This window comes from Bradyrhizobium sp. LTSPM299 (assembly GCF_000938235.1).
GTDB lineage: Bacteria > Pseudomonadota > Alphaproteobacteria > Rhizobiales > Xanthobacteraceae > Bradyrhizobium.
Window position 1 is genome coordinate 420,256 of sequence record NZ_JYMU01000006.1, and the last position, 26,939, is coordinate 447,194.

The following is a 26,939-nucleotide window of genomic DNA, read 5'->3' on the forward strand; positions in this document are numbered from 1 at the left end:
GACGCGCCGGCCGAGAGGCGTGTGTCCGCCTACTCGGCGGCCTGCGCGCGGTGCTCGTCCAGCGCCACCAGCTCAGCCGACGACGAATTCCGGTTCTTGTGCACCAGGCTGAAGACGACAGGCACGAACATCAAGGTGGCAATCGTCGAGAACATCAGGCCGCCGATCACGGCGCGCCCGAGCGGCGCGTTTTGCTCGCCGCCCTCGCCGAGGCCGAGCGCCATCGGCAGCATGCCGATGATCATCGCAAGCGCCGTCATCACGACGGGACGGATGCGGACAAAGCCGGCCTCCAGCGCCGCCGCGACGGGATCGCCGAGTTCCTCATAGCGCTCGCGCGCGAAGCTGATCACAAGCACGCTGTTGGCGGTCGCGACGCCCATGCACATGATGGCGCCGGTCAGTGCCGGCACCGAGAGCGTGGTCTGCGTCGTGAACAGCACCCAGACAATGCCGGCCAATGCTGCCGGCAAAGCCGTGATGATCACGAAGGGATCCGACCAGGACTGGAAGTTGACCACGATGAGCAGATAGATCAGCACGACCGCACCGAGCAGTCCGAACAGCAAGCCGGAGAACGCACTCTCCATGGTCTGCACCTGGCCGACCAGCGAAACCGTGCTGCCCTTCGGCAGCTCCCTGGCGGTCTCCGTCAATAATCCGCGGATATCAGCGGCAAGCGCGCCGAGGTCGCGCCCCTGCGGCGTGGCGTAGATCTGGATCATCGACTGGATGTCGTACTGCGACACCACGGCGTTGGACGTCGTCCGCGTGATGTTCGCGATACCGCCGAGTTGCACTGGGCCGACGGTCCCGGGCCCGGTCATCGGCAGGTTTTCCAGCGAGCCGAGCGAGTCGAGCTGATATTGCGGCGTCTGCATCACGATCGAATAGGAAACGCCATTGCCCGGATCGAGGAAGTAGGTCGGCGCAACTTGCGAGCTGCCCGCCAAATTCACCACCATGCTGTTGGCGACGTCGCGCTCGGTCAGACCGACATATTGGGCACGCGTGCGGTCGACATCGACATTGAAGGTCGGGTTGCGCGCCGATTGCTGGATTCGGGCATCGGCAACACCGGGAATGTGGCGAAGCTTTTCGAGCAAGCCGTTGGCATAGGTGAAATTGCCGCCCAGATTGGCGCCGCGAATCTCGATGTCGATCGGCGCCGGAGCACCGAAGTTGAGGATCTGGTTGACGATGTCGGCCGGCAGGAACGCGAAGGTCACGCCGGGGAAGCGCCTCGGCAGTTCTTCGCGCAGTTGCTTGACGTAAGCATCGGTCGGTTCATGCCCCTCCTTCAGCTTGATCTGGATGTCGCCGTCTTGCGAGCCGATCACGCCGGTGTTGTTATAGGTCATGTTGATGCCGCTGATCGGCACGCCGATGTTGTCGGTCATGGTCTCGATCTCGCCGGACGGAATCACCGTGCGAATGGCTTTCTGAATCTGGGCGAACTGATCGGCGGAGTCCTCGACCCTTGTGCCGACCTGGGTTCGCACATGCATCAGGATCTGGCCGGCATCCACCGAAGGGAAGAAGTTGCGGCCGAGATAGGGCACCAGCAGGAACGACAGCGCGACAACGCAAATGAAGCCGGTGACGAAGGTCGGCCTGTGATCGAGCGCGAACGCGAGCAGGTCGCGGTAGCTGGCGCGAAGGCGCTCGAAGGAGGCCTCGAAACCGCGCTGAAACCGCACCAACGGATTGCGCGAAGGCGGCACCCCGCCGTGCTCATGCGGATGCAGCAGGTATTTCGCCATGGTCGGCACCAGCGTGCGCGACAGGATGAACGACCACACCATCGCAAACATCACCGCTTCCGCCATCGGCACGAACAGGAAGCGCGCCACGCCCTGCAGGAAGAACATCGGCACGAACACGATGCAAATGCACAACAGCGAAACGAAAGCCGGCACCACGATCTGGTTGGCGCCATCGAGGATGGCGGGTTCGACTTCTTTGCCCTGTTCGAGATGGTAGTTGATGTTCTCGATCGTGACGGTTGCTTCGTCGACGAGAATGCCGACCGCGAGCGCAAGACCACCCAGCGTCATGATGTTCAGGGTTTCGCCGATCATCGACAGCATGATGATCGAGCCGAGCACGGCGAGCGGAATCGAGGTGGCGATGATGATGGTCGAACGCCAGCTGCCCAGGAACAAGAGGATCATCACGCTGGTCAACAACGCCGCGATGATGCCTTCGCGGGCGACGCCGGTGATGGCGCCGCGGACGAAGACCGACTGATCGCCGACGAAATCGATCTTCAGCGCTGGTGGCAGCGACGACTTGAACTCCTCGACCTTCTGCTTGATGCCGGCGATGATATCGAGCGTCGAGATCGAGCCCGCCTTCAGCACCATCATCAGCACCGAGCGGTTGCCGTTGACATGAACGATGTTGGTCTGCGGCGGGTTGCCGTCGCGAATGGTGGCGACATCGCGCAGGTAGACCATCGCGCCATTGACAGCCTTGATCGGGAGATCGCCGAAATCCTGGATCGTCAGCGGCGAGTTGTTGAGCTGCAAGGTATATTCGAACTGGCCGATCTTTTCCGTGCCCACCGGCGTGATCAGGTTTTGCGCAGCCAGCGTGTTGGCGACGTCCTGGCCGGACAGGCCGAGCGCCTGCAGCGCGGTCGGATTGAGATCGATCTGGATCTGCCGCTGCTTGCCGCCATAGGGGTAAGGGATCGCAGCACCCGGCACCGTGACCAGCGGCGTGCGCAACTGGTTGATGCCGATATCGGCGAGGTTTTGTTCGGTCAGCCCTTCCCCCGACAGCGCGAGCTGGATGATCGGAACGGTCGAGGCGTTGTAGTTCAGGATCAGCGGCGGAGTGGCGCCGGGCGGCAGCTGCTTCAGCAGCGTCTGCGAGATGGCTGTGACCTGGGCGTTCGCGGTGCGGATATCGACATTGGGCTGGAAGAAGATCTTGACGATGCCGATGCCGTTATAGGAGTTCGCGACGATGTGCTCGACGTCGTTGACCGTGGTGGTCAGCGCGCGCTCGAACGGCGTCGTGATGCGACCGGACATCTGATCCGGCGGCAGACCGGTGTATTGCCAGACCACACCGATCACGGGAATGCGAATTTCCGGGAAGATGTCGGTCGGCGTCCGCATCGCGGCGAGCGGCCCGATGATCAGAATCAACAGGGCCAGCACCACAAACGTGTACGGCCGCGCCAAAGCAGTTCTGACAATCCCATTCATTCCTGAGCTTCTCGATCAATCGCGATGCTGGCTGTGTAATGCAAACCCCGCGCCACGCGCTTCTGACATCGACCGAGACGATTATCCAATCACTAAACTCTCATCCAACGCGTGATTTGAATCACTTTCCGGCAATGTTTCGGCGCGGAAATATTGGAGTGTGATTGCTCGCTCTTGCAGCGGCAGCGGTCACGCGAAGTGCGCTAGAAGAAGCCATCCAGAAATGCTGCGGTCTCACCCGAGATGCCGACGATCTTGTTGGTGGCCTGGCGATAGAATTTGAAGTTGAGCTCGGTCTCGGGCCGGCCGTCATTCCAGTCCTTGAAGCGCTTGAGTTGATCCCGCCCCAACGGCCGCTGCGCCAACGCAACGCGCCTGACACTGATGCTTACGCGCGGCGTTTGCCTGGCGATGCCGGGCTTCCGCGCGACCGGCTCGGCTGACGTGACGACCGCGCGCGCGATCAGGCCCAGGCCGCCCTCGTTCTCGCTGGCGAAAACGAACACGACGTCGTCAGCCGCGATATGCTTGCCGCCATACATGGTCTTTTGGGCTGAGAACGTGAACGCCACCGCCCGCGCATCGGAAACCTCGGTCTTGATAGCGAACGCCATCGCCTGCCTCCCGATAAGCGATCGGACCACCCCGGCCAGCCCACACCCTGCGAACAGTCCCATTTTGACCCAGGAATCGCGACTTTGCGGCAATTTTCGCTGCCTCTATCCCGATCTGCTTGAATCTCCGGGTTTTTCCCCCGCCAAGGTTGTGCTAAGCGGAACCTTTCCATTGATGTCCGGTTTTGGTCGCATGATCGAACTTGCTCCCCGGAATTCCGAACCCAGCAGCGTCCTGGGCGTGCAGCCGATCGCGATGGGTGCGGTGGCGCTGCTGCTGATCGTGTTCGGGGTCGGCTCGATCGCATTATGGCGCAGCTATACCGGCAACGCGCCCGAGTCGGATCGCGTCGTCGCCACGCGCCAGTTGCAGGCGCGGACCGCCCAGGTCTCCGAGGCCTTGGTCGAGAAGACCAAGGGACTCGAGACGACCCAGCAGGAATCGATCGATCAGTTGCAGGAGGTGCAGGACCAACTGCAGACCATGCGCCGGCAAGTCGCGGCGCAACAGGCCGACACCAAGAAGCTCACCGATCAGATCGCGGCGCTCACCGAGGCGGTCGAGAGCCTGCGGCAGTCGTTCGCGAGCTCCCAGACCAGCGACCCCGCCGCGGAGCCATCGCCGCGCAAGCGGTCGGACACGACGCGGACCACCCACCGCAGGCGCGGCAGATCACACGGCTGATCCGGCGGGTTCGGGCGGCGCAGTCCCGTGAAATCACGGGGTTAGAAGCCGTTTGATCCAACCCAAGCGCCCGCTAACGTGAATTAATCCCGGACTATGTGAACTGGTTCACATACCGGCCTTCGAATCCGAGTCATCCTCCAAGCACCGGATGGCGTGAGCCGATTTCAATATCCGGGGCTGGCAAGGTCGTTGACGGTATACTACGTCGACGGCCTTGTTTTTTTGGCTCCTTCGCCCCCCTCGCAGGCAGGTGATTTGCCACCCACCGGCTTTGTTTGCTGAATGCGCCTCCTTGATCCCACAGGAGGACGTCGATGAGCGCCGAACCGATTCTGACCCAGGATGTCGTCGGACTGACCAAGCCCGCCCCGGTTTCGCGCCGCGGCTTCATGACGGCGTCGGCCGCCGTGGCCGCGGGCTACACGCTGGCCGCGGGCCCCGTGCGGGCCGATGTGATCAAAACCGACACCGGCGGCCTCACCGCCGGCGATACCAAGATCAAGGTCGCTGACGGTGAAATGCCCGGCTATTTCGCGAAGCCCGCCGGCGTCACCAATCCGCCGGTCGTGCTGGTCGCGATGGAGATCTTCGGCCTGCACGAATACATCAAGGACGTGACACGGCGGCTTGCCAAGCTCGGCGCCTTGGCGGTCGCCCCGGATTACTATTTCCGCAAAGGCACCGACCTCACCAAGATCACCGACATCCCGCAGCTGCTGCCGATCGTCAACGCAAAGCCCGATGCCGAGCTCTTGAGCGACCTCGACAGCACAGTGGCCTGGGCGAAATCGCAGGGCGGCGACACCTCCCGCCTCGGCATCATCGGCTTCTGCCGCGGCGGACGCACCGTGTGGGAATACGCCGCGCACTCTCCGACGCTGAAAGCCGGCGTCGCCTTTTACGGCCCGCCGGTCGATCCGCCGAACCCGCTCTGGCCGAAGAGCCCGATGCAGCTCGCGCCCGAGATGAAGGCCCCCGTGCTCGGCCTCTATGGCGAGGCCGATACCGGCATTCCGGTCGCGAGCGTCGAAGCGTTCAAGGAGGCGCTGGCTACGAACAAGAAGACCGCCGAGTTCAAGATCTATCCCGGCGCGCCGCACGGCTTCCACGCCGACTACCGCGCCAGCTACCGCAAGGAAGCGGCCGAGGATGGCTGGAACCGGATGCAGGCGTGGCTGAAGACATACGGCGTGCTGGGCTGACGAGGCCCATCCAGATGCATCGACACAAACGCACGCGACGTCCTCGTCGCGCGCGTTTATTTGTTGGGTCGTCCAAGAGCCTGGGCGGAGCATCCTGACGTTTGCAAGATGATCTCAGTTGCAAACTTGCACAGGCCGGACCTGCCAGCCATACGGCGTCATGATGCGGTGGCGGACGATGTAGCAGCCGCCGTCGCCATAGCCGTACCCGTCATCGTAGCCAGCGCCCGCGTAGTAGGGGTCGCCATAGTAGCCGTCATAATAACCGTAGGCGCCGTAGCCCAATCCGAAGCCGATCGCGGCTGCGGCGAACGGATAGCCGCGATGGCGATAATAGCCGCCGTGCCATCCGCGGCCGGCGAACGCGCCACCGCCGATCGCGGCCGATCGGACGCCGCCGCCAAATCCTCCGGCCCGAAAGCCCGCGCCGCCGAAGCCGCCACCACCGCGAAAGCCGCCGCCGCCAAAACCGCCGCCACCATGGAAGCCGCCACCACCACCGTGGCCGCCTCCGCCGCCACCACCTCCGCGCGCGGACGCGGCGTCGACCGTAAGCAATCCGACCGCGGCCGTCGCCATCAAGGCAATCATCGTTTTACGCAACATCACCCGTCACTCCTTCTCAAAAATACCTCCGACGCGTCCCTGCGTCCGATCATGCTAACCCAATGTAGGACCGCAACTTCACGCGCGCGCGGCGTGTCGCGCTCACTTCTGCGCGACCCGCGTTCATCTGGCAGCGGCCGAAAACTCTAGCAGCCGCGGCAGATGCCCTTCAGCCGACTGTCGATCGACTTGTTCTCGTTGGCGATGGCCTGGTCGACGCTCAGGCTGGCCGCCGAGCCGGTCGTGACGCCCTCAGCGGTGTTCAGCCTGCCTCCCGAGGGCTGCGCGGTGCTGGCGCTGTTGGTGCCGGGCGGCGGCGTGAGTTGCGAAGATGCTGTGCGGCCTGACGAGGGGCTGCCGGTGCCTTGTCCCGTGCCTTGGGCAAAGGCGGCCGGAGACGCCAGCAGAATTGTGATTGTCGCGAGTGCGGTGGTAGCGGATAATTTGCGCATGGAAGTTCTCCCTTGCGGAGACTAACGATTTCCCCAAGGCCGCAGTTCCGGCAGCATTGGAGCAATGCAATTTGCGCAAGCTGATCGAGTTTGACGACGACACTTTCGGCAAGCTGAAGCAGCTTGGACGCAACCGGATGGCGAGCCTTCAGGAGCTAGCCGACGAGGCCTTCGCCGACCTGCTCAGGAAGCACGGTATCCCGATCGACCTGAAGGACGCGCTGCGCAAGAGCGCAAGACTCCAGGGCACACGGCTTCAGGACACAAGGTTTCAGCACGCACCGAAGCAAGGCCCCGCAACGCCGAAGCGCGCAAGCAAGCGAGGCTGGAAGACGTGACGCAGGATCAGCCGATCTTCTTCAGCCCGGCTTTGTATTGCGGTCCCCGGATGGCGTAGGATTTGGCCGGCCTTGTCATCGTCTCGATCTGCGCGGCCTCGAGCGTGCGGATCACGCGCGCGGGCGCGCCGATGATCAGCGAGTATTCCGGAAATTCCTTGCCTTCGGTGATGACCGAACCGGCGCCGACGACGCTGCCGCGCCTGATACGCGCGCCGTTCATCACGATCGATCCCATCCCGATCAGCACGCCATCTTCCAGCGTGCAACCGTGCACGATCGCATTGTGGCCGATGGTGACGTCCTTGCCGATAACGAGCGGAAAGCCGGGATCGACGTGGAGCGTCGAATTGTCCTGGACGTTGGAGCCCTCGCCGACCTCGATCCACTCATTGTCGCCGCGCAGCACGGCACCGAACCAGACGCTCGCCTTAGGCTGAAGGCGCACCTTGCCGATCACAACAGCGGTGTCAGCGATGAAGTAATTGCCGTCAGCGGGAAGATCGGGTCCCTGCCCGTCAAGTTCATAGATCGCCATGTAGGTCTCCTTGGTCGGGGCGACCTTTGCACAGCGGCCAACGTGGTTTCAAGCGAGGGTACTGGCCTGTTTCGACCCTCAGTGGCCTAATTTGCAGTGGCTATTCCGCTCCCGCCCGGCACATGGGGAGCGCGTCAAGCGGTAGAGAAGCCGTCCCCCACTCCATGCGACACGAGATCAAGACATCCAGGTAGGCTTCTGCATCTCGTTGCTCGTCCAACCCCATTCCGAAAACATTTCGGCATAGCTTTCAAGGTCGAACTCGTCCTTCGGTAGCGGTTCGGAGAACGTCGATATTGAGTAGCCGTGGGCTACCAAATCGCGTTCCGCTTCCCGATCCAGTACATCCATTGAAGCAAATACGAGTGTTCCGAACGCACCGCCAAGATCGGGAAATAGTGCCTGAGTCGAAATCTGCTTTCCGTCAGAAAGTACGGCGACATAAGCTATAACTACACGAACGCCAAGCTCCTGGGCAGCATGTGCCAGCCATTCTTGCATGCGGCTCATGGTGATGGATTCCACTATCCTTCCAAAGATCGAGACTTGCGGAAGTTGCCGTCGAAGTAAGGCCGCCTCAGTTGGCGGCCTATTTTCATTGCGGCGGCCAGCACCCAAGCGAGGCAGATCATGATCAGCTAGGGATCATGATCGGGTCAGGCCAGCACGCCGGCGGCGCGCAGCGTCATCACGAAGAAGGTGCCCGACATCAGGCTCCAGAAGCCCGCGATCACGGTCGCCATCATTACGAATTCGAAGCGGCGGCGCTCGATCCGTGCGCCACGCAGCGTGTTGCGCATAATGATGAAGGGCGCGGCGAAGACCAGGAACGGAACCGCCGCGAAGGTCTTCGGCACCGCCCCCTCCTGCAGCAACCCGAACCCGGCCGGGCGCTCAGCCATCACCTGATAGCCGTTGGCCAACGCGCCCGCGAAGGCAAAGCCAATGAAAAGCGAGAACAGGGAATTGAGGGTATCGGGCGACATGGGAACTTCCGCTCTACGCAACTAACCGCTGCCCTGCATCGCAAAATTACCGGTTCGCCGCCACATCATCCTTAAGAAAGGGTTAATCCACCGGGCCGGCCGCCTCGTTTGCGCATGGCTCGCGGGTTGCGGATTCCTTTGCAATCATACGGAAACCCGCCGCCGCGTGGCATATTCGGCGGATGATTCGATCACTTCTGCCCTGATCCGACACCTCGCCCATGACGCTCCTCTCGACGGCCCAGCATCTCGCACGCGACACCCGCCGCAACCCGCGCGCGCATCTGGTCCCGATCATCCTGTCAGCGGTCATCGCGGCCGGCGCGATCACGCTCGTCGCCTATCTGTTGTGGCCGACCTACACCACGGCTCCGCCGAGCGACCCGTCACGGCTGCCGGTCAGCGTCGGGGGCACGCTGTTCAACGTGCCGACATTGGCGGTGCGGATGAAGATCCAGCGCCATTCCGGGCCACAGGAGCGCGTCGACCTCGACTTCCTCTATCCGTCGCTGGAGGCGCCCGCAGCGCCCAAGCACTACAGCGCCGAAACGATCGAGGACAAGGTGCAGCCGATCGACCGCATCTTCGTGTCGATCGCGGCGCACCGCGATTCCCTCGCGCCCGAGATGCGGCTGCGCACGATCTATCCGCGCTATCTCGAGGCGGCCGCAACGACCGACGACGGCCTGACGACGCGCGCCTTTCGCGACGGCTCGCCCTATGCCGGCGAGGACCTGGTCACCGCTGGTGAGCCGGCGCTAGCCGCGCGCTGCACCCGCGACGCCACCACGCCCGGCATGTGCCTGAGCGAGCGGCGCATCGAGGGCGCCGACCTGACGTTCCGTTTTCCACGAAGCTGGCTCGCGCAATGGCGCGACATCGCAAATGCAATGGATCGCCTCGCCGCGCAAATGCACAGCGCGAAGGGCTGAGATGATTTCTTAGGGTGGGCAAAGGCGCGTAGCGCCGTGCCCACCATCTAGATTCCGCCTGCCATGGTGCGCACGCTTGCGCTTTGCCCATCCTACGGCATCGTGCCTACGGTAATCCGCCGAGCGGCTACTCGCTCAGATCCGCCAGATCCTCTTCCAGGATCGCCATCTGGAACTGGAACGAGCGATCATCGTCCTCGTCATCGACGAACAAAACACCGATGAATTCGTCGCCGATATAGACCTCGGCTGAGTCGTCCTTCTTCGGCCGCGGCGACACGCGGATCTTGGGATTGCCAAATACGCGCTTAAGATACGCGTCAAGCTTCCTGACTTCCAGAACGTCCACGGCACTCTCCAATCGGGTCGATGATTTTCCGAGAAGTTTTAGAACGAGACGGCAAGGATCGCCAGCGCCTTTTCAGGCTCTGGCAACGCGATCCTTCCGTTAGCGTACCGCCGTCAGAAAGTGAACGAAATCAAAGCCCGATGGCGTTGATCATCTGGTCCATGGTGCGCGACGGCTCGGCGCAGCCGGCCTCGCCGACGATCTTTGCGGGCACGCCTGCGACCGTGACGTTGTGCGGCACCGGCTTGACCACGACGGAGCCCGCCGCAATGCGCGCGCAATGGCCGATCTCGATATTGCCGAGGATCTTGGCGCCAGCGCCGATCAGCACGCCATGGCGGATCTTCGGATGGCGGTCCTCGTTCTCCTTGCCGGTACCGCCGAGGGTCACGCCGTGCAGGATCGAGACGTCGTCTTCGATCACGGCGGTCTCGCCGCAGACGAAGCCGGTGGCGTGATCGAGGAAGATGCCGCGGCCGATCTTCGCGGCCGGGTTGATGTCGGTCTGGAACACCGCCGAGGAGCGGCTCTGCAGGTAATAGGCGAAATCCTTGCGGCCCTTCTGATAGAGCCAGTGCGCGAGACGATGGGTCTGCAGCGCGTGAAAGCCCTTGAAGTAGAGCAAGGGATCGATGAAGCGCGCGGTCGCGGGATCGCGATCGTAGACAGCGACGAGATCGGCGCGGAACGCGTTGCCGAGATCGGGCGCGTCGCGAAGCGCCTCGTCATAGGTCTGGCGGATCAGGTCGCCCGACAATGCGGCATGATCGAGCCGTTCGGCGATGCGGTGCACCACCGAATCTTCCAGGCGCTCATGATGCAGCACGGTCCCATAGATGAAGGACGCAAGCTCGGGCTCGCGACGGACGATATCTTCGGCCTCGCCGCGGATGCGATCCCAGATCGGATCGAGCGCCGCAAGCTTTCCCCCCTGGGGGTTGACCTGATGAACTGCCATGGGCTGCTCTCGCAATTCAGTTGTTCGGTGGTGCATTATAGCACGGCGGATGGCACGCGTCCCGGAGCGGCTCGGTACGGTAAACCCCAACCGAACGCCCCCGGCGGGCGTCTATGGCAATTGGTCGGGATTTTGCCGAAATCAAGCCGTGCACCTGCAACTATTGACGAATTTCGTCCCGACGGTGGTTTTGGGCATGGCCGGCCCAAGACGGGGGCTCGCGGCAAACGGAACCAAGCTAGGGGCGCCGTGAGAGGAAGTCGGCAACGCCCGTCTTGTAGACCTTGTCGCCGACCGCACGCATATGATCCCGGTTCGGGATATCGAGCACTTCCGCGCCGGGAATGATTGCGCCAAGCGCGGCTGCCGAGCCAGCGATCTCATCCTTGCTGCCGACCGCGATCAGAACCGGCACACGAATGAGGCTAGCCTCCTCGCGCGTCATCAGGCGCCGCGATCCGCGCAGGCAGGCAGCGAGCGCACGGCGGTCGGAACGGGTCTGGTCGGCAAAGGCACGGAAGGTGCGGCCGACCGGATCGGTGACGTCGTCGAGCGAGGCCGCCTCCAGCGCGTCGGCGACATTCTCGCCGGGCCCCCCGCCTTCGATCAATCCGATGCCGATGCCACCCAGGATCGCCGAGCGCAGCCGCTCAGGCGCTTCACGTGCCAGGACCGCCGTCATCCGCGAGCCCAGCGAATAGCCCATGATGTCCGCGCGCGCGATTCCGAGGTGATCCATCAGCGCGATCACGTCGCTGGCCATGATCGCGATCTCGTATTGAGCCGGATCATAGAGCTTCGTGGAGTCGCCGTGGCCGCGATCGTCGAGCGCGATGACGCGTCGGCCGGCCTTGACCAGGTCAGACACCCAGGTTGGATAGACCCAGTTGACGTTCTTGCTGGAGGCAAATCCATGCACGAGCACGATCGGCTCGCCCTCGCCCTCGTCGAGATAGGCAATCTGGACATCGCCGTGATGAAAACTCGGCATCTTCAATTCCGTTGCTTCTGGGGAGATTTGGATTGGCGATCGAAAGGCGATCGCAAGCTTAGCCCTGCGCGGTAGGACCTGCCAGCGCAACCTCGGCCCGCTTCAGGCGTCGCGCCTTGCTTCGCGCGAGCCATGATGTGGTCGCCCGCTCGGCGGTCGCCTTGATCGACGACAGGAAGCCGAACAGCGTGAGCAGCGCGCCGAACAGCCATAGCGACAGGTTGAACGCGCCGGCCGCAAGCAACAGCGCGCCGCGGCCGAGCAGCTTCAGGATCGCACGGGTCTGGCCGCCCTTCGCCTCCGCGATCCGGGCCGCGCGCGCAATCTCCGTCGGATTCTCCGCGACCTTCAGCGTATCCCGTGCGGCGCGAATACCGGCCGCCTCGCCAACGCGTCCGACGTCCTTGGCGACGCGAACCAGCGCACCGGCCTTGTCGGCACGGAACGCGGCCCGGATCGCACTTGCAGTCTCCGCCGGCCGAAACACCGAGCCGGCTGCAACAGCCTCTTGCAGGACGGGTCCGTCGACCACGTCGCGCGTCGAGCGGCCGGCCCATTCGATCAGCCCTTCGCTGAGCCGTCCCGCCTTGCGCGTATCCTTGACCAGCGTCAGTCCGGCGCGCAGCGGCCCGGCGCTGCCGACCGAGACATAGGTCGCCGCGGTTATCGCGAGCCCCGCAGCCGCAAGTCCGAGCACCAGACGGTCGGTCTCCTCGCCCATCGCCAGGTGCTTGCCCTCGCGTACGACGTCCCTGACGTCACCGAACACGAACAGATCACCCGCAACCGTGCCCGACAGGCTGGCGACGTCGTCGGCACTGCCGGTCACCAGGCCGGTTGCGAAACCTTTGGCAAAATGTGCGGTGGACGCCTGCTCGGTGACCGCGTCGTTGACGCGCTTTGTGAGGTCATCACTGAGCGCGATGTCCCTCGCACGCGCGAGCGCCACAAAACTCTCCGCAAGGTCGGCGTCACCAGAGGCAAGCGCCGCCTCGATATTGTCAGATAGCAACGCAGGGTTGCTTCGCAGGACCGAATTCAGCCTGATATCGGCTAGATCAGCCGGATCGTCCCGCGCCGCCAGCACAATGCCGGCATCACGGGCGTGCGGCCAAACAGCCACAGCCACGGCAGCGCTTACTGCCATGCCGGCCACCGCGAGGCTGAGACGCACCCGGTTCATTCCGCGAAAACTCCAGTCTAATTCGCCCTTTTAATTTCACCTTGGAAATAGTGTGCCGTTTTTGAGACACAACGGCTGCGACCAAAGGAGGGCTTCTCTGGGACGACAACATTGTGTCGAATTTGCATGAGCAAATGCGCGGTCGGGGCCACTTGGAATCAATGGTTCCCGCCAGTATGGTGCGCGGCATTTCGCGATGCCGCGCTGCTGAATGCGTCCGCCCGTCGTTGCCATCCAAGGTGAGAATATGTCCGACCACGTCGTCCCGCACTTCCACAACGATGCCGGTGTCTCGGTGATCGAGATCGGCTCGCAGGAGTTCATGTGCGTGGGCGCCAACCCGCCGTTCGACCATCCGCACGTGTTCCTCGACCTTGGCAATGACAACGAAATCATCTGCCCGTATTGCTCGACGCTCTATCGCTTCGCGCCCGACCTCGGCGCCGGCGAGGCGCGCCCGCCGGAATGCGTCCTGAAAGACAAGGTCGCCTGACCGCTCCGTGGCGCTGACGCGAACCGTCATCGTTGCGGGCGCCGGGATCGGAGGACTAACCGCGTCGCTGGCGCTGGCAGCGCAAGGCTTTCGCGTCGTTGTGCTGGAGAAGGCCGAGCGGCTCGAGGAAGCCGGCGCCGGGATCCAGCTCTCCCCCAATGCCAGCCGGATCCTGGTCGAGCTCGGGCTCAAGCCGCGGCTTGCGCCGCGGGCGGTGACGCCTGACTCCGTCAATATCATCAGCGCGCGGGCCGGCGGCGAGATCGCGCGGATGCCGCTCGGCGAGGCCGCAGCGTTTCGGGCCGGTGCACCCTATTGGGTGATCCACCGCGCCGACCTGCAGGCCGCACTGCAGGCCGAGGTCAACGACCATCCCGACATCGATCTGCGCCTCGGCTGCCAGTTCGAGGACGTGGCCAAGCACGCCAAGGGACTCACCGTGGTCCAGCGCCGCGGCACCACGCGGCAGCAGGAACTGGCGGTGGCGCTGATCGGCGCCGACGGCATCTGGTCGTCGGTGCGCGGGCACTTGTTCCCGGATGTGCAGCCGCAATTCTCCGGCCTGATCGCCTGGCGCGGCACGCTCGAGGCCAACGCGTTGCCGCGCGAATACACCGCGCCGCGGGTGCAGCTTTGGATGGGCCCGAATGCGCATCTGGTGGCCTACCCGATCTCGGCCGGGCGCCAGATCAACGTGGTCGCGATCGTACCCGGCACCTGGAACAGGCCGGGCTGGAGCGCGCCCGGCGACGCCAACGAGATCAAGGCCGCATTCGCGACGCCGAGTTGGCCCGCGACGGCGCGGATGCTGATCGGCGCGGTCGACGGCTGGCGCAAATGGGCGCTGTTCACCCTGCCCGATATCGGCGACTGGAACGCAGGCTCAGTCGCGCTGCTCGGCGATGCCGCGCATGCGATGCTGCCATTTGCCGCGCAGGGCGCCGGCATGGCGATCGAGGATGCGGCCGTGCTCGCAAAGGCCCTGAGTGATAGCACCGGCGAGAACAATGCCGGGATTCCCGCCGCGCTGAAGCGCTACACGCGGATGCGTCGCGCGCGCGTGCTGAAGGTGCAGCGCATGGCGCGGCAGCAGGGCCGCATCTACCACCTGACCGGACCGGCCGCGATCGCGCGCGATCTTGCTATCCGCGCGATCGGACCGCAGCGCATGCTGGCGCGACAGGACTGGATCTACGACTGGCGGATGTGAGCGCTTTGCGCCTGATAGCGCAACCGATCTTCAGTGGATCAGGGAACGCGGCTGCCGCGAATCCTTCGGGCTGGGTGTGGGCGTGGCCGCCGGCACCGGGGCGGCGCTGGCCGGCGGCGCTTCATGGCACTTGTTGCGGCGCCAGGCTTCGTCCGCGAGCTTCTGCTGGGAACGGATCGAAATCAGCTCGTTGCGATAGGCCAGTTCGGAGACCACGGCGCCGCCGACGCCGGTTTGGGCCTTTGCCATCAAGCCCTCCTGTTCCGCGGCGCGGCTGGTGAGGCTCTTGCGCTCGGTCTCGATCTGCTTGCAATCGTAGAGCTCGTATTTGGCGGGATCGGAGAATGCCGACGGCACGCTCTCGCCGATCTGCGCGCAGCCTGATGCGCCCGCCGCCAATGCGAGCAGCGCAACGCCGAGGGCCGCGCGTAACGGGTTTCGGCGGCGTAAAAAACGAGCGGACATGCGGCTTTCTTAATCGGACAGTGTTGAGATTGCCTAAAGCAGCCGCCGGTGTCCGGATTGAGGCTTGATCGCGGCGGCGCGCTGCCCTTATCCGCGCCCCGCGGACAAATCAAACGGTATTGTGGGCCGGTGCGCTAAACCATTGAAAGCGCAATTATTCGAGCGAAATATTGAGGATTCCACTTAACGACCAAACGCGCTAGATATCGGCGCGCCTGGCGAGATGCGGACGTGGCGGAACTGGTAGACGCAAGGGACTTAAAATCCCTCGATGGCAACGTCGTGTGGGTTCGAGTCCCACCGCCCGCACCAGCCTTCGCTCGCTTCGCGAGCTACGGCTGGGTAAGCCTGGAAACCTGATCGTAGCGAAGTGAGCGAAGGCTGCCGCGCCGAAGCCCGTCGGGCGAACACGGGCTCTCTGCGATGGCGACCCGCTTCACTCGAACGTCAGTCCGAGCCGCCTCTCCTTTTTCCACACGATCCGGCACGGACGCCGCTCGCCATCCACAGCGAGGACGAAGCGGTCGGGAAACCACAGCGGCGAATTGACCTCGATGGCCGCCCCCGAGGCCGAGACGCTTCGGACCGTGCATGGGATCGCTTCACTGCCGAACTCGATTGTCCCCTTCTTGAGGACCCGGCGGCGCGGCGCGGCACGCTGCTCCTCGGTTGACGGCTGAGGTGCGCCGATCGGCGCGGGCTTGAAATCGTCTTCTTCCATCGACTCGTCGCGGTGTGCATTGAAGCGGCCAGCTAAATTACGGCGCGAAGCTGACATCAAGCTTACAATATACAAGCGACGTCGAAATGCGGCAAACGACCCCAGTTGAGCTTGCATGCCAGTCGCTCGCGCTGCTGCCTGCGACGCGGGCACTCGCGCGCTCCAATCGCGAATTCATCACCGACTCGTGTTTTCCGGTTGTGGCGTGGTTCACAAGCCGCGGCGGCCTCTCATCCTAACATCAGCACGCCGGAAGCTACGGCCGCACATTGCGCGGCTGCCACATCCCAGTCCCTGTTTTCACTTGGAGATGAGACCATGGCAATGACCGACCGAACCCAGATCGTGCGCGGCGATGCGCGTGATCACGATGCACTGATCGTGGCTGGCTACCTGATCGCCTCGACGATCTTCATGCTTGCGCTGTATTGGGCCGCGACGTCGCCAGGCACCGCATCCGGCGATATCGCGTCGATGATCGTGTTTCCATAAGCCTCATTTCATCCAAGCAACGCACGGAGATCGTCATGAGCGATTACGGCGACGACGCTGGCCACTGCAGCAACGGATTGAACGCGCAGAAATTCCGCGATGCCACGCCGGAAGAGCGCACGACCTATCGGAGATGGATCCGCGGAACGGTTGTCGTGTACGCTGTCCTGGTGCTGGCCGCCGGCACGCTTGCCCTGATCAGCACCGCGCGCGTCGGTCCCGTCGAACTCAGCAGCCTGTCGACCCACGGCCCGGCCAGATCGACGGATGACAATTGGGCAAAGTCACATTTCTAGGCAAGGCAGACCTGTAGGCAAGGTAGACCTGCCGAATGCTCGCACGCATGCATAAAAATGGCCGGGACTGAGCCCGGCCATTTGCGCGTTGAGAACAGAGGTTCGCCGTTACGCTGCCTTACTCCGACTTGTCGATATTCCAGAAGATCGGCGTGGCCGGACCATCGAGCACGCCGGTCAGCGACTTCCGCCACACGCTCGGTCCCTGATACTGGCCGAGCGGGACATAGATCACCTGATCGTAGGCTTCCTTCTGGATTTCGGTCGCGATCTTCTTTTGCTCGTCGAGCGAGGTCGCATGAACGAAGGTATTCTTCAGCTCTTCGATCTTGGGGTCTTCCGCCCAGCCGAACCAGCCGCCGTTCTTGCCCTGGCCGCCGATCGAGAGGTTGGTGATCGGGTTGGAGACGTCGGCGCTCACCCAGTTGGTGAAGAACATGTTCCAGCCGCCGTCCTTCGGTGGCTTCTGGCTGGCGCGCCGGCTCACGACGGTCTGCCAGTCGGTCGCCTGCAGGTCGACCTTGAAGCCGGCATCGCGCAGCTGCTGGGCGACGACGACCGGCTGCGCCTTCAGCGTGGTAACGTCGCCGGGCGCCATGATGACGACGGGCGTGCCATCGTAGCCGGACTCAGCGAGCGCCTTCTTGGCCGCGGCCATGTCGCCGCCCTTCAACAAGGTCTCTCCGCCGGCATCTGTCGCGAACGGCGTGTCGCAGATGAAGAAGGCGACGCAGACCTTGTAATATTTGGGATTGCCGACCAGCGCGTCGAGCACGTCCTTCTGGTTGATCGCCAGCAGCGCCGCGCGGCGAACCTTGATGTTGTCGAACGGCGGATAGAGGAAGTTCATGCGGCCGAGCGTCTGGAAGCCGAACTTGTTCAGCGTCTCGACCTTCAGGTCCTTGTCGCCTTCGAGGGTCGGCAACATGTCGAACGACGGATTCTCCAGGAAATCGATATCGCCGGACTGCAACGCATTCAGCGCAGTCTGCGCGTCGGCCATCGTGACCCACTCGACGCGATCGACCTTCACGACCTTGCCGCCCGCGGTCCAGCTCGCCGGCTCCTTGCGCGGCACGTAGTCCTTGTTCTTCTCGTATACCGCCTTCACGCCGGGCTGGAATTCGGCCTGGACGAACTTGAAGGGGCCGGATCCGATCTGCTCCGGAATCGGCTTGTCCGGCGGCGTCTCGGCAAGACGCTTCGGCATCATGAAGGCCACACGCGACGACGGCTTGCCGATCGAATCGAGCACGAGGCCGTAGGGCTCCTTCAGCTTCAGCGTGATGGTCTTGGCGTCGGTGGCCTCGATGCTGGCGGTGAAATCCATCAGCTTCTGGCCCATGCCGTCGACCTTGGCCCAGCGCTTGAGCGAGGCCACGCAATCCTCCGCCGTGACCGGCGTGCCGTCATGCCACTTCAGGCCGTCGCGCAGCGTGAAGGTGTAGGTGAGCTTGTCGTCGGAGACTTTCCAGTCCGCCATCTGCGGCTGGATCTTGAAATTGGCATCCGTCGCGATCAGCGTGTCGTAGATCATGTAGCCGTGATCACGCGTGATGTAGGCGGTGGTCAGGATCGGATCGATGATGCGCAGATCCGAATGCATCACCGCGGTGATGGTCTTGCCCGCGGCCAGCGCCTGCGGCACAAAGGATAATTCCTGCGGCGCAAACGACAGCGCGAGCGCCGACAACGCGGCCGCTATCGTGTGTTGCTTCCAACGCGACTTGTGGAACATTCAATCTCTCCTGACGTGTAACTGATCACAGCCGGCTTATTCGTTATGCATGCGGTTCGTTATTTAGGCGACCGAACATGGTGTGCGGCGTGCGAAATCGAGACTTGCATCAAGCACGATGCGCGTCAATCCGGTTTTGGTCGAGACCAAGTGTATGCAAATGAATGATGCGGCTCGGCGCGTTTGACCTTACAAGATCGCCGCCACCGACTTTCGTAGGCCCGCGGCGCGGACAAACAACAAAGAGAGAAAGCCATGAACCCAGTCGATCTTCCCTTTGACTCCGAAGCGATGCTCCAGGGCCTGCGCGGCTGGGTGGAATGCGAAAGCCCGACCTGGGATGCGGTCGCCGTCGAGCGGATGCTCGGTCTCGCCGCGCGCGAGATGGCGATCATGGGCGCGACGATTGAGCGCATCGCTGGGCGCCAAGGTTTCGCCGGCTGCGTCCGCGCCCGCTTTCCCCACCCGAAGCAAGGCCAGCCCGGCATCCTGATCGCCGGACATCTGGACACCGTGCATCCGGTCGGCACCATCGAGAAGCTCACATGGCGGCGCGAGGGCAACAAATGCTTCGGCCCCGGCATCTTCGACATGAAGGGCGGCAACTATCTGTCGATCGAGGCGATCCGGCAACTGGCGCGCGCCTCCTTCACGACCCCGCTGCCGATCACCGTCCTGTTCACGCCCGACGAGGAAGTCGGCACGCCGTCGACCCGCGACATCATCGAAGCGGAAGCCGCGCGCAACAAATACGTCCTGGTGCCGGAGCCGGGCCGGCTGAACAACGGCGTCGTCACCGGACGCTACGCGATCGCGCGCTTCAATCTTGAAGCAACCGGCAAGCCGAGCCATGCTGGCGCGACTCTGTCCTCCGGACGCTCCGCGATTCGCGAGATGGCACGGCAAATCGTCGCGATCGACGGCATGACCACGGAGGATTGCACGTTCTCGGTCGGCATCGTCCACGGCGGCCAATGGGTCAATTGCGTTGCCACAACCTGCACCGGCGAAGCGCTCAGCATGGCCAAGCGCCAGGCCGATCTCGACCGTGGCGTCGAGCGGATGCTGGCGCTGTCGGGCACGGCCAACGACGTGACGTTCAAGGTGACGCGCGGCGTCACCCGCCCGGTCTGGGAGCCGGATGCCGGCACCATGGCGCTGTATGAAAAGGCCAAGGGCATCGCGAGCGAGATGGGCCTCGATCTGCCGCATGGCAGCGCCGGCGGCGGCTCCGACGGCAATTTCACCGGCGCGATGGGTATCCCCACCCTCGATGGGCTCGGGGTCCGCGGCGCTGACGCGCACACGCTCAATGAACATATCGAGGTCGACAGCCTCGCCGAGCGCGGCCGCCTGATGGCGGGACTGCTGGCGACCTTGAACTGACATTGATTTGCACTGCACAACGCGTTGGCACAGCCGGTCGAAATTTAGCCTTGTCCAATTTTGAGGCTTACCCTAGGGTCCGGCCGTCCAACGCGATGATGCGGGAGAGACTGAAGCAAGAGCATTCGTGCTTTTGTGTTCGGCGCCGACGGAGCAACCGCCCCGGAAACTCTCAGGCAAAAGAACCGTGTCGTCAGGACGATCTGGAGAGAGGCGACATGGCCGCACATCGTGGGCCGTGACGTCCACCGAAGGGGATAATCCGTTGTAGGGTCTCGGCCCGATGCGGATCAAGCTCTCAGGTACCGTGACAGATGGGGCGCCGCCACCGGTTTTCACCGGCGGATCGGCGACTCTAACGCACGGGAGCCAAGAGACCATCATGCCTCACATTGCCATTATCGGCGCCGGTATCACCGGCGCGACGACGGCCTATGCCCTGCTCGAACGCGGCTATCAGGTGACTGTCCTCGACAGGCATCGCTACGCCGGGATGGAGACCTCGTTCGCCAATGGCGGACAACTCTCCGCCAGCAACGCCGAAGTCTGGAACAGCGCCGCAACCATCCTCAAGGGGTTGCGCTGGATGCTCAGGAGCGACGCGCCGCTGTTGATGAATCCGAAGCCGAGCTGGCACAAGTATTCCTGGATCGGCGAGTTCGTCGGCAATATCGGCCGCTATCGCGCCAACACCATCGAGACCACGCGGCTCGCCATCGAAGCGCGGCAGCATCTGTTTTCCATTGCCGAGCGCGAGAACATCGCTTTCGATCTCGAGCGCCGCGGTATTCTCCACATCTATCACGACAAGGCCGGCTTCGACGCGGGCCTGCGTGTCAACACGCTGCTCCAGCAAGGCGGCCTCGACCGCCGGCCGGTGACATCAGACGAAATCCGCGCCATCGAACCTGCGCTGCAATCGGCCAGCTATGGCGGTTTCTTCACGCCGTCGGACGCGACCGGCGATATCCACAAGTTCACGCGCGGGCTGGCTGACGCCTGTATCCGCCGCGGCGCAACCTTCATCCACGAAGCCGATGTCGATGCGATCTCCCGCACCGGCGAGGGCTTCCGCATCGGCTGGAACGACACCGCATCGCAGGATGCCGCGGCACCGACACGACACGACCTGCAGGTGGACGGCATCGTCATCTGCGCCGGCGTCGCGAGCCGCCACCTCGCCGCGATGCTCAATGAGCGCGTGAACGTCTATCCGGTGAAGGGCTATTCGATCACCGTGCAGCTCGATGCGCCGCAAAGCCGGGAGGCTGCGCCGACCGTCAGCCTGCTCGATGAAGCCGCCAAGATCGTCACCAGCCGGCTCGGCGCCGACCGCTTCCGCGTCGCCGGTACGGCCGAGTTCAACGGCTTCAACCGCGATATTCGCGCCGACCGTATCCAGCCGTTGGTGGACTGGGTGCGACATCATTTCCCAGCGGTCGACACGTCGAAGGTCACGCCATGGGCGGGACTGCGCCCGATGATGCCGAACATGATGCCGGTGGCGCGCGCCGGACGGATTCCGGGCGTGTTCTACAACACCGGTCACGGCCATCTCGGCTGGACCCTGTCGGCCGCAACAGCGCAGATAATCGCCGAGGCCATTGATGGCTGGCGCGACCTCAGCGCGCCCTCAATGGTGCCGTCGCAGGTCGGTACGACTGAGACCACCCACGCTGCTTTCCTCTAATTATCCGGCCGAAGGGGAAGAATATGAGCGTAGTTGCATGTGGCCAAGTCAGGATTCGCCGAGAACCACCGCGTGACAAGGATTAGCTTTATGCTGGGGAGAAGCGAGCCATCTCAGGAGCGGACAATGCGCATTGCGCTGGCGCACGCGCATGACATGGCCGTCCATACAGAGATCGCCAAGCTTCCGTACAGGGCTCCAGAAAAGGCAAGACATGACAACTGAGACGTTGACCAAGTCGGATCAGATTGCCAGAGAACTGAGTGCAGCCGTCGACCAAAACTTCGACGATCAGATCGCGTTCCTGTCACGCATGGTGCAGTTCCGCAGCTTGCGCGGACAGGAAGCGCCGCAACAGCGATGGCTGGCCGAGCAATTCGCAAAACGCGGCTACGACGTCGATACGTTCAGCCTCGCGGACGTCAACCTGATGAGCCATCCGAAGGCTGCACCGATGGACGGCATCGATCTTACCGGATCGCAGCAGGTTGTCGCTACGATCAACAGTAAAGGCAGCGGGCGCAGCCTGATCCTGCAAGGTCATATCGACGTGGTGCCGGAAGGCCCCGCCGACCTTTGGGACCAGCCGCCGTTCGCGGCCGCCGTGCGCGACGGCTGGATGTTCGGGCGCGGCGCGCAGGACATGAAGGCCGGTGTCTCGGCCATGATCTTCGCGCTCGATGCTATCAGAGGCGCCGGATATGCGCCAAACGGGCGCGTCCATCTGCAGACCGTGACCGAGGAAGAGAGCACCGGCAACGGCGCACTGTCGACCCTGATGCGCGGCTATCGTGCCGACGCCTGCCTGATTCCCGAACCTACCGGACACACGATCACACGCGCCCAGGTCGGCGCCATCTGGTTTCGCCTGCGCGTGCGCGGCACGCCGGTGCATGTCGCCTATTCCGAGAACGGCACCAGCGCCATCCTGTCGGCGATGCATCTGGTGCGCGCGTTCCAGGATTACACCAAAACCCTCAACGCGCGGGCGCTCGACAACAGCTGGTTCCGCGGCGTCAAAAATCCGATCAAGTTCAACGTCGGCATCATCAAGGGCGGCGACTGGGCAAGCTCGACCGCGGCCTGGTGCGAGCTGGATTGCCGGCTCGGTCTCCTGCCGGGCGAGACGCCGCGAGAGGCGATGCATGGCATCGAGGAATGCCTGGTCGAGGCGCACAAGGCCGACGACTTCCTGTCCGACAATCCGGCCGAACTCGTGTGGAGTGGTTTTCAGGCAGACCCAGCCGTGTGCGAACCCGGCAGCGAGGCGGAAGCGGCTCTGTCCGCCGCCCATCAGTCCGTCTTCCGGGTTCCGATGCAGGAGCGCCTGTCCACAGCCGTCAACGACACGCGCTACTATTGCGTCGACTACGGCATCCCTGCACTTTGCTATGGTCCTTACGGGATCGGCCCACATGCGTTCAACGAACGTGTCGAGCTCGATAGCCTTCGCAAGACAACGCAGAGCATCGCGCTATTCATCGCCAACTGGTGCGGCGTGATGAGAATGTGAACGGGCCTATCGTTTCAGGTCGATGGTCCAATACAGATGGTCCAATACAGGATGTGCAATGCGAGAGCGCAGCTTCAGATCGGAGGGAGAACACGATTAGCACCCGTCGAGACGGCCTGGGTACGGGCGCCACCTCGCCCTCGCCGGGCTTCAAGCGGCCTGAACCGCACCTTGATATAACGCCGCCATTGGCACAGTATTTGCCTGCAAATTCATCACTTCCGCGCTCGGCTCCAGCGCAACGACGCAGAAGCGCATGACACACATCACGGGGACACCATGAGTATGATGCGGCCCAGCCTTCGCTTCGCAGCGTCTGTCGACAGGAGATAGCTCGATGCTCGGCTATCTCATTCGCCGTATTCTCGCTGCCATTCCCGTGATGGGCGTGGTGGCGCTGTTCGTATTCCTCCTGTTGCGGCTGACGCCAGGCGATCCCGCCGCGATCCTCGCCGGTGACAATGCAACGCCCGAGCAACTCGAGCGTATCAGGACCTCGCTCGGGCTGAACGAGCCGATCTACATCCAGTTCTACACCTGGGTCGCCAAACTGCTGCACGGCGATCTCGGCGTCTCGCTGATATCAAACGTGCCAGTGCTGAAGATGATCAGCCAGCGCGTCGAGCCGTCGATCTCGGTCGCGCTGACCACCATGGTGCTGTCGATCCTGGTCGCGGTGCCGCTTGGCGTGATCGCGGCATGGAAGCACGGCACCTGGATCGACCGCTTCGTGATGGGTCTGTCGGTGCTCGGCTTCTCCGTGCCGGTGTTCGTGATCGGCTACGTGCTGATCCAGGTCTTTGCGATCGATCTGCGCTGGGTGCCGGTGCAGGGCTTCAAGAGCATCTCGGCCGGCTTCGGCCCGTTCTTCGAGCGCATCATCCTGCCGACCTGCACGCTGTCCTTCATCTATGTCGCGCTGATCGCGCGCATGACGCGAGCCTCGATGCTCGACGTGCTGGGCGAAGACTATGTGCGCACTGCGCGCGCGAAGGGCATCGGCGAGTCCGGCGTGCTGCTACGTCACGCCTTGCGCAACGCCGCCGTGCCCGTCATCACCGTGATCGGCTCCGGCTTCGCGCTGCTGATCTCCGGCGTCGTCGTCACCGAGAGCGTGTTCAATTTGCCCGGCATCGGCCGCCTCACCGTCGATGCGGTGCTGGCGCGCGATTATCCCGTGATCCAGGCGATGATCCTGCTGACATCAGGTATCTATGTCGCGGTCAATCTCCTGATCGACCTCTCCTACGTCCTGCTCGATCCTCGTATCCGGTACTGATTGATGGTGATCGAAACCCTCCCCGAGTCCTCGATTCCGGTCACCCGTCCGTTCCGGGTGAAATTCGGTTTCCTCACGGCAACGCCGATCATCGCGGTTGCGACGGTCTGCCTCACCCTCGTCATCCTGATGGCGATCTTCGCGCCGCTGCTGGCCCCGCACGATCCGCTGCTGCTGGCGCCGGCGCAGCGGCTGAAGCCCTCAAGCGCGCAATTCCTGCTCGGCACCGACGCCTATGGCCGCGACGTGCTGTCGCGCATCATCTATGGCGCGCGGATTTCGCTCCTGATCGGGCTCGGCAGCGCCGTCTGCTCGGTCGGCGTCGGACTCCTGATCGGCCTCGTCGCCGGTTTCTTCAGATGGGTCGACGCCGTGATGATGCGCGTGATGGACGGCTTGATGGCGATTCCCGCTGTCCTGCTTGCGATCGCCGTGGTGTCGCTGTCGGGCGCCAGCATCTGGACCGTGATGATCGCGATCACGATCCCCGAAATCCCGCGCGTGGCGCGGCTGGTGCGCTCGGTGGTGCTGACCGCGCGCGAGGAGCCCTATGTCGAGGCTGCGATCTCGGTCGGCTCCAGCCTGCCCAAGATCATGTGGCGGCACCTGATGCCGAACACGATCGCGCCCCTGATTGTGCAGGGCACCTATGTCTGCGCGTCGGCGATCCTCACCGAGGCGATCCTGTCGTTCCTCGGCGCCGGCATTTCGCCGGAAACGCCGACCTGGGGCAACATCATGGCCGAAGGCCGCTCCTATTTTCAGATCAAGCCGTCACTGATCTTCTGGCCGGGGCTTCTGCTCTCGATCGCCATCCTCAGCATCAACCTGATCGGCGACGCCGCTCGCGACGCGCTCGATCCCCGTATGAAACAGCGTGAGGGCAAGTGACCGCAGCCGATCCGATGAACAACGTCGTCCTCGACATCAACAATCTCGTCGTCGGTCTCGGCAAGAGGTCGGGCAGTCCGCGCATCATCGACGATCTCTCGGTGCAGGTGCACGAAGGCGAGACGCTGTGCCTCGTCGGTGAAAGCGGATCCGGCAAATCCGTGACCTCGCTGACGGTGATGGGCCTGCTGCAGAAGGGCATGCTGGTGCCATTAGGCGGCAGCGTCAAACTGGTCGGCGAAGAACTGTTAGGGGCCAACGACCGGCGGCTGCGCCAGTTGCGTGCCACGCGGATGGCGATGATCTTCCAGGAGCCGATGACCGCGCTCAATCCGGTGGTTCCGGTCGGCCGCCAGATCGACGAGGTGTTGCGCACCCACACCGATCTCGATGCCCGCGCGCGGCGGCAGAAGATCCTGGCAATGATGGAGCACGTCCGGCTGCCGGACGTGGAGCGCATCTTCTCCTCGTTCCCGCACCGCCTCTCGGGTGGGCAACGCCAGCGCATCATGATTGCGATGGCGCTGGTGCTGGAGCCAAAGCTCCTGATCGCGGACGAACCGACCACGGCGCTTGACGTCACCACGCAGAAGCAGATTCTCGCCTTGATCCGCGACCTGCAGCGTGACCACGGTACCGCGGTGCTGTTCATCACCCACGACATGGGCGTGGTCGCCGAGATCGCCGACCGCGTCGCGGTGATGCGGCATGGCCGGCTGGTCGAGACGGGCCGGCTCGACGATATCTTGCGCACGCCCCAGATGGATTACACCCGCAACCTGCTGTCCGCGGTGCCGAGCCTCGTGCCGCGCGCGCCGCGGCAGGCAACGAGCGAGCCGGTGGTGCTGGAGGCCAACGAGCTCGGCAAGGTCTACCGGGAGCGATCCCTGTTCGGCAAAGCCCGCGAGGTCGCCGCCGCGCAGAACGTCACCCTCACCTTGCGCAAGGGCCGCACGCTCGGCATCGTCGGCGAAAGCGGCTCCGGCAAATCGACGGTGGCGCGCTGCATCGTCCGCCTGATCGACCCGACCTCCGGCGGCGTGCGGCTGGTCGGCCGCGAAATCTCCGAATTGTCGCGGCGGCTGCTGCAGCCGCATCGCAAGAAGATCCAGATCATCTTCCAGGACCCCTACCGCTCCCTCAATCCCCGCGTCACGATCGGCGAGAGCATCGCGGAAGGCCCGATCAACTACGGCACGCCGCGCAAGGACGCGTTGGCCAGGGCGCGCGAGCTGCTCGAGCTGGTCCACCTGCCGCCCGACGCCATCTCGCGCTTTCCGCACCAGTTCTCCGGCGGCCAGCGCCAGCGCATCGCGATCGCCCGCGCCCTGGCGCTCGATCCGGACGTGCTGGTCGCGGACGAAGCGGTGTCCGCGCTCGACGTGTCGGTGCAGGCACAGGTGCTGGACCTGCTCGACGAAATCCAGAAGCGGCTCGGCATCGCGCTCTTGTTCATCACCCACGATCTGCGCGTCGCCGCGCAAATCTGCGACGAGGTCGTCGTGATGCAGCATGGCCGTGTCGTGGAACAGGGACCGGCGGCCGAGGTGCTGACCAATCCACAACAGGCCTACACCCGCGCACTTCTCGAAGCGGCCCCCGGACGCGGCTGGGACTTTGCGAATTTCCGCCCGGTTTCGCAAGGCATTGTGGCAACCGCGTAAATACGTAGCCCGGATGGAGCGAAGCGAAATCCGGGAGAAGCTCAGC

General features: G+C 63.6%; 28 protein-coding genes, 1 tRNA gene and 2 riboswitches. Of the genes, 15 read left to right on the plus strand and 14 right to left on the minus strand.

Going from position 1 to position 26,939, the window contains the following annotated elements; translation table 11 throughout:
- Nucleotides 1-29: 29 nt before the first annotated feature.
- Nucleotides 30-3,218, minus strand: a complete 3,189-nt coding sequence (locus UP10_RS03110; protein ID WP_044585900.1) for an efflux RND transporter permease subunit — start codon at nucleotides 3,216-3,218, stop codon at nucleotides 30-32.
- A gap of 203 nt (nucleotides 3,219-3,421) precedes the next feature.
- Nucleotides 3,422-3,832, minus strand: a complete 411-nt coding sequence (locus UP10_RS03115; RefSeq protein ID WP_044585901.1) for a hypothetical protein — start codon at nucleotides 3,830-3,832, stop codon at nucleotides 3,422-3,424.
- A 193-nt stretch (nucleotides 3,833-4,025) separates the two neighbouring features.
- On the opposite strand from UP10_RS03115, the gene UP10_RS03120 reads away from it, so the two are divergent.
- The gene (locus UP10_RS03120) at nucleotides 4,026-4,517 is read left to right on the plus strand and encodes a hypothetical protein (RefSeq protein WP_044541293.1); all 492 of its coding nucleotides are present in this window, start codon (nucleotides 4,026-4,028) and stop codon (nucleotides 4,515-4,517) included.
- A 392-nt stretch (nucleotides 4,518-4,909) separates the two neighbouring features.
- The gene (locus tag UP10_RS03125) at nucleotides 4,910-5,722 is read left to right on the plus strand and encodes a dienelactone hydrolase family protein (RefSeq protein WP_502692158.1); all 813 of its coding nucleotides are present in this window, start codon (nucleotides 4,910-4,912) and stop codon (nucleotides 5,720-5,722) included.
- A gap of 114 nt (nucleotides 5,723-5,836) precedes the next feature.
- On the opposite strand, the gene UP10_RS03130 is transcribed toward UP10_RS03125, so the two are convergent.
- Both UP10_RS03130 and UP10_RS03135 read right to left on the minus strand, forming a co-directional pair.
- Nucleotides 5,837-6,328 carry a hypothetical protein gene (locus tag UP10_RS03130; protein WP_044585903.1) on the minus strand — a complete coding sequence of 164 codons (492 nt, stop codon included), beginning with the start codon at nucleotides 6,326-6,328 and terminating at the stop codon, nucleotides 5,837-5,839.
- A 146-nt stretch (nucleotides 6,329-6,474) separates the two neighbouring features.
- Complete coding sequence (locus tag UP10_RS03135) at nucleotides 6,475-6,780, minus strand: hypothetical protein (protein WP_044585904.1); 306 nt, start codon at nucleotides 6,778-6,780, stop codon at nucleotides 6,475-6,477.
- A 71-nt stretch (nucleotides 6,781-6,851) separates the two neighbouring features.
- Between UP10_RS03135 and UP10_RS03140 the strand changes: the two genes are divergently transcribed.
- A complete protein-coding gene (locus tag UP10_RS03140; RefSeq protein ID WP_044586160.1) occupies nucleotides 6,852-7,118 on the plus strand; it encodes a hypothetical protein in 267 nt (88 codons plus the stop codon).
- 7 nt (nucleotides 7,119-7,125) lie between these two features.
- Here the strand turns inward: UP10_RS03140 and UP10_RS03145 are convergent, their stop codons facing one another.
- From UP10_RS03145 to UP10_RS03155, 3 genes are all read right to left on the minus strand, one after another.
- Entirely contained in the window at nucleotides 7,126-7,656 is a 531-nt protein-coding gene (locus UP10_RS03145) for a gamma carbonic anhydrase family protein (RefSeq protein ID WP_044585905.1), read from the minus strand.
- A gap of 177 nt (nucleotides 7,657-7,833) precedes the next feature.
- Nucleotides 7,834-8,181 (minus strand): hypothetical protein, encoded by a 348-nt coding sequence (locus tag UP10_RS03150; RefSeq protein WP_156179630.1) that lies wholly within the window; start codon nucleotides 8,179-8,181, stop codon nucleotides 7,834-7,836.
- Between the two features lie 131 nt (nucleotides 8,182-8,312).
- On the minus strand, nucleotides 8,313-8,642 hold the full coding sequence (locus tag UP10_RS03155; protein WP_044541289.1) for a DUF6949 family protein: 330 nt from the start codon (nucleotides 8,640-8,642) through the stop codon (nucleotides 8,313-8,315).
- Nucleotides 8,643-8,863: 221 nt separating this feature from the next.
- Here UP10_RS03155 and UP10_RS03160 point away from each other — a divergent pair, with 221 nt between their 5' ends.
- Nucleotides 8,864-9,574, plus strand: a complete 711-nt coding sequence (locus UP10_RS03160) for a hypothetical protein (RefSeq protein WP_044585907.1) — start codon at nucleotides 8,864-8,866, stop codon at nucleotides 9,572-9,574.
- A 127-nt stretch (nucleotides 9,575-9,701) separates the two neighbouring features.
- Here the strand turns inward: UP10_RS03160 and UP10_RS03165 are convergent, their stop codons facing one another.
- The 4 genes from UP10_RS03165 to UP10_RS03180 all read right to left on the minus strand — a co-directional run bounded on the left by UP10_RS03165 (nucleotide 9,702) and on the right by UP10_RS03180 (nucleotide 13,055).
- A complete protein-coding gene (locus UP10_RS03165) occupies nucleotides 9,702-9,923 on the minus strand; it encodes a DUF3126 family protein (protein ID WP_044541286.1) in 222 nt (73 codons plus the stop codon).
- Nucleotides 9,924-10,053: 130 nt separating this feature from the next.
- Nucleotides 10,054-10,881 carry a serine O-acetyltransferase gene (gene cysE, locus UP10_RS03170; protein WP_044585908.1) on the minus strand — a complete coding sequence of 276 codons (828 nt, stop codon included), beginning with the start codon at nucleotides 10,879-10,881 and terminating at the stop codon, nucleotides 10,054-10,056.
- A gap of 238 nt (nucleotides 10,882-11,119) precedes the next feature.
- Nucleotides 11,120-11,872 carry an alpha/beta fold hydrolase gene (locus tag UP10_RS03175; RefSeq protein WP_044586161.1) on the minus strand — a complete coding sequence of 251 codons (753 nt, stop codon included), beginning with the start codon at nucleotides 11,870-11,872 and terminating at the stop codon, nucleotides 11,120-11,122.
- Nucleotides 11,873-11,930: 58 nt separating this feature from the next.
- Nucleotides 11,931-13,055, minus strand: a complete 1,125-nt coding sequence (locus UP10_RS03180; RefSeq protein ID WP_044585909.1) for a hypothetical protein — start codon at nucleotides 13,053-13,055, stop codon at nucleotides 11,931-11,933.
- Nucleotides 13,056-13,302: 247 nt separating this feature from the next.
- Between UP10_RS03180 and UP10_RS03185 the strand changes: the two genes are divergently transcribed.
- Nucleotides 13,303-13,548, plus strand: coding sequence for a zinc-finger domain-containing protein (locus tag UP10_RS03185; RefSeq protein WP_044541387.1), 246 nt, complete (start codon nucleotides 13,303-13,305; stop codon nucleotides 13,546-13,548).
- 7 nt (nucleotides 13,549-13,555) lie between these two features.
- On the plus strand, nucleotides 13,556-14,758 hold the full coding sequence (locus UP10_RS03190) for an FAD-dependent monooxygenase (protein WP_044585910.1): 1,203 nt from the start codon (nucleotides 13,556-13,558) through the stop codon (nucleotides 14,756-14,758).
- Between the two features lie 30 nt (nucleotides 14,759-14,788).
- Here the strand turns inward: UP10_RS03190 and UP10_RS03195 are convergent, their stop codons facing one another.
- On the minus strand, nucleotides 14,789-15,223 hold the full coding sequence (locus UP10_RS03195) for a hypothetical protein (protein WP_044585911.1): 435 nt from the start codon (nucleotides 15,221-15,223) through the stop codon (nucleotides 14,789-14,791).
- Between the two features lie 225 nt (nucleotides 15,224-15,448).
- On the opposite strand from UP10_RS03195, the gene UP10_RS03200 reads away from it, so the two are divergent.
- A tRNA-Leu gene (locus UP10_RS03200) sits at nucleotides 15,449-15,535 on the plus strand.
- Nucleotides 15,536-15,659: 124 nt separating this feature from the next.
- Here UP10_RS03200 and UP10_RS03205 read toward each other — a convergent pair.
- On the minus strand, nucleotides 15,660-16,061 hold the full coding sequence (locus UP10_RS03205; RefSeq protein ID WP_349643954.1) for a PilZ domain-containing protein: 402 nt from the start codon (nucleotides 16,059-16,061) through the stop codon (nucleotides 15,660-15,662).
- A gap of 201 nt (nucleotides 16,062-16,262) precedes the next feature.
- Here UP10_RS03205 and UP10_RS43925 point away from each other — a divergent pair, with 201 nt between their 5' ends.
- Nucleotides 16,263-16,436, plus strand: coding sequence for a hypothetical protein (locus tag UP10_RS43925; RefSeq protein WP_156179631.1), 174 nt, complete (start codon nucleotides 16,263-16,265; stop codon nucleotides 16,434-16,436).
- A 35-nt stretch (nucleotides 16,437-16,471) separates the two neighbouring features.
- The gene (locus UP10_RS03210) at nucleotides 16,472-16,732 is read left to right on the plus strand and encodes a hypothetical protein (RefSeq protein WP_044585913.1); all 261 of its coding nucleotides are present in this window, start codon (nucleotides 16,472-16,474) and stop codon (nucleotides 16,730-16,732) included.
- A gap of 118 nt (nucleotides 16,733-16,850) precedes the next feature.
- On the opposite strand, the gene UP10_RS03215 is transcribed toward UP10_RS03210, so the two are convergent.
- Entirely contained in the window at nucleotides 16,851-18,470 is a 1,620-nt protein-coding gene (locus tag UP10_RS03215; RefSeq protein ID WP_044585914.1) for an ABC transporter substrate-binding protein, read from the minus strand.
- A gap of 255 nt (nucleotides 18,471-18,725) precedes the next feature.
- Here UP10_RS03215 and UP10_RS03220 point away from each other — a divergent pair, with 255 nt between their 5' ends.
- The 6 genes from UP10_RS03220 to UP10_RS03245 all read left to right on the plus strand — a co-directional run bounded on the left by UP10_RS03220 (nucleotide 18,726) and on the right by UP10_RS03245 (nucleotide 26,893).
- Nucleotides 18,726-19,856 carry a M20/M25/M40 family metallo-hydrolase gene (locus UP10_RS03220; RefSeq protein ID WP_044585915.1) on the plus strand — a complete coding sequence of 377 codons (1,131 nt, stop codon included), beginning with the start codon at nucleotides 18,726-18,728 and terminating at the stop codon, nucleotides 19,854-19,856.
- A 91-nt stretch (nucleotides 19,857-19,947) separates the two neighbouring features.
- A riboswitch (glycine riboswitch) is annotated at nucleotides 19,948-20,054 on the plus strand.
- Between the two features lie 3 nt (nucleotides 20,055-20,057).
- A riboswitch (glycine riboswitch) is annotated at nucleotides 20,058-20,172 on the plus strand.
- Nucleotides 20,173-20,238: 66 nt separating this feature from the next.
- Entirely contained in the window at nucleotides 20,239-21,546 is a 1,308-nt protein-coding gene (locus tag UP10_RS03225) for a D-amino acid dehydrogenase (protein ID WP_044585916.1), read from the plus strand.
- Between the two features lie 214 nt (nucleotides 21,547-21,760).
- Complete coding sequence (locus UP10_RS03230) at nucleotides 21,761-23,059, plus strand: ArgE/DapE family deacylase (RefSeq protein WP_044585917.1); 1,299 nt, start codon at nucleotides 21,761-21,763, stop codon at nucleotides 23,057-23,059.
- Between the two features lie 337 nt (nucleotides 23,060-23,396).
- Nucleotides 23,397-24,338, plus strand: a complete 942-nt coding sequence (locus UP10_RS03235) for an ABC transporter permease (protein ID WP_044585918.1) — start codon at nucleotides 23,397-23,399, stop codon at nucleotides 24,336-24,338.
- 3 nt (nucleotides 24,339-24,341) lie between these two features.
- A complete protein-coding gene (locus UP10_RS03240; protein ID WP_044585919.1) occupies nucleotides 24,342-25,229 on the plus strand; it encodes an ABC transporter permease in 888 nt (295 codons plus the stop codon).
- 14 nt (nucleotides 25,230-25,243) lie between these two features.
- The gene (locus UP10_RS03245; RefSeq protein ID WP_044586162.1) at nucleotides 25,244-26,893 is read left to right on the plus strand and encodes an ABC transporter ATP-binding protein; all 1,650 of its coding nucleotides are present in this window, start codon (nucleotides 25,244-25,246) and stop codon (nucleotides 26,891-26,893) included.
- The last annotated feature ends 46 nt before the right edge of the window (nucleotides 26,894-26,939 follow it).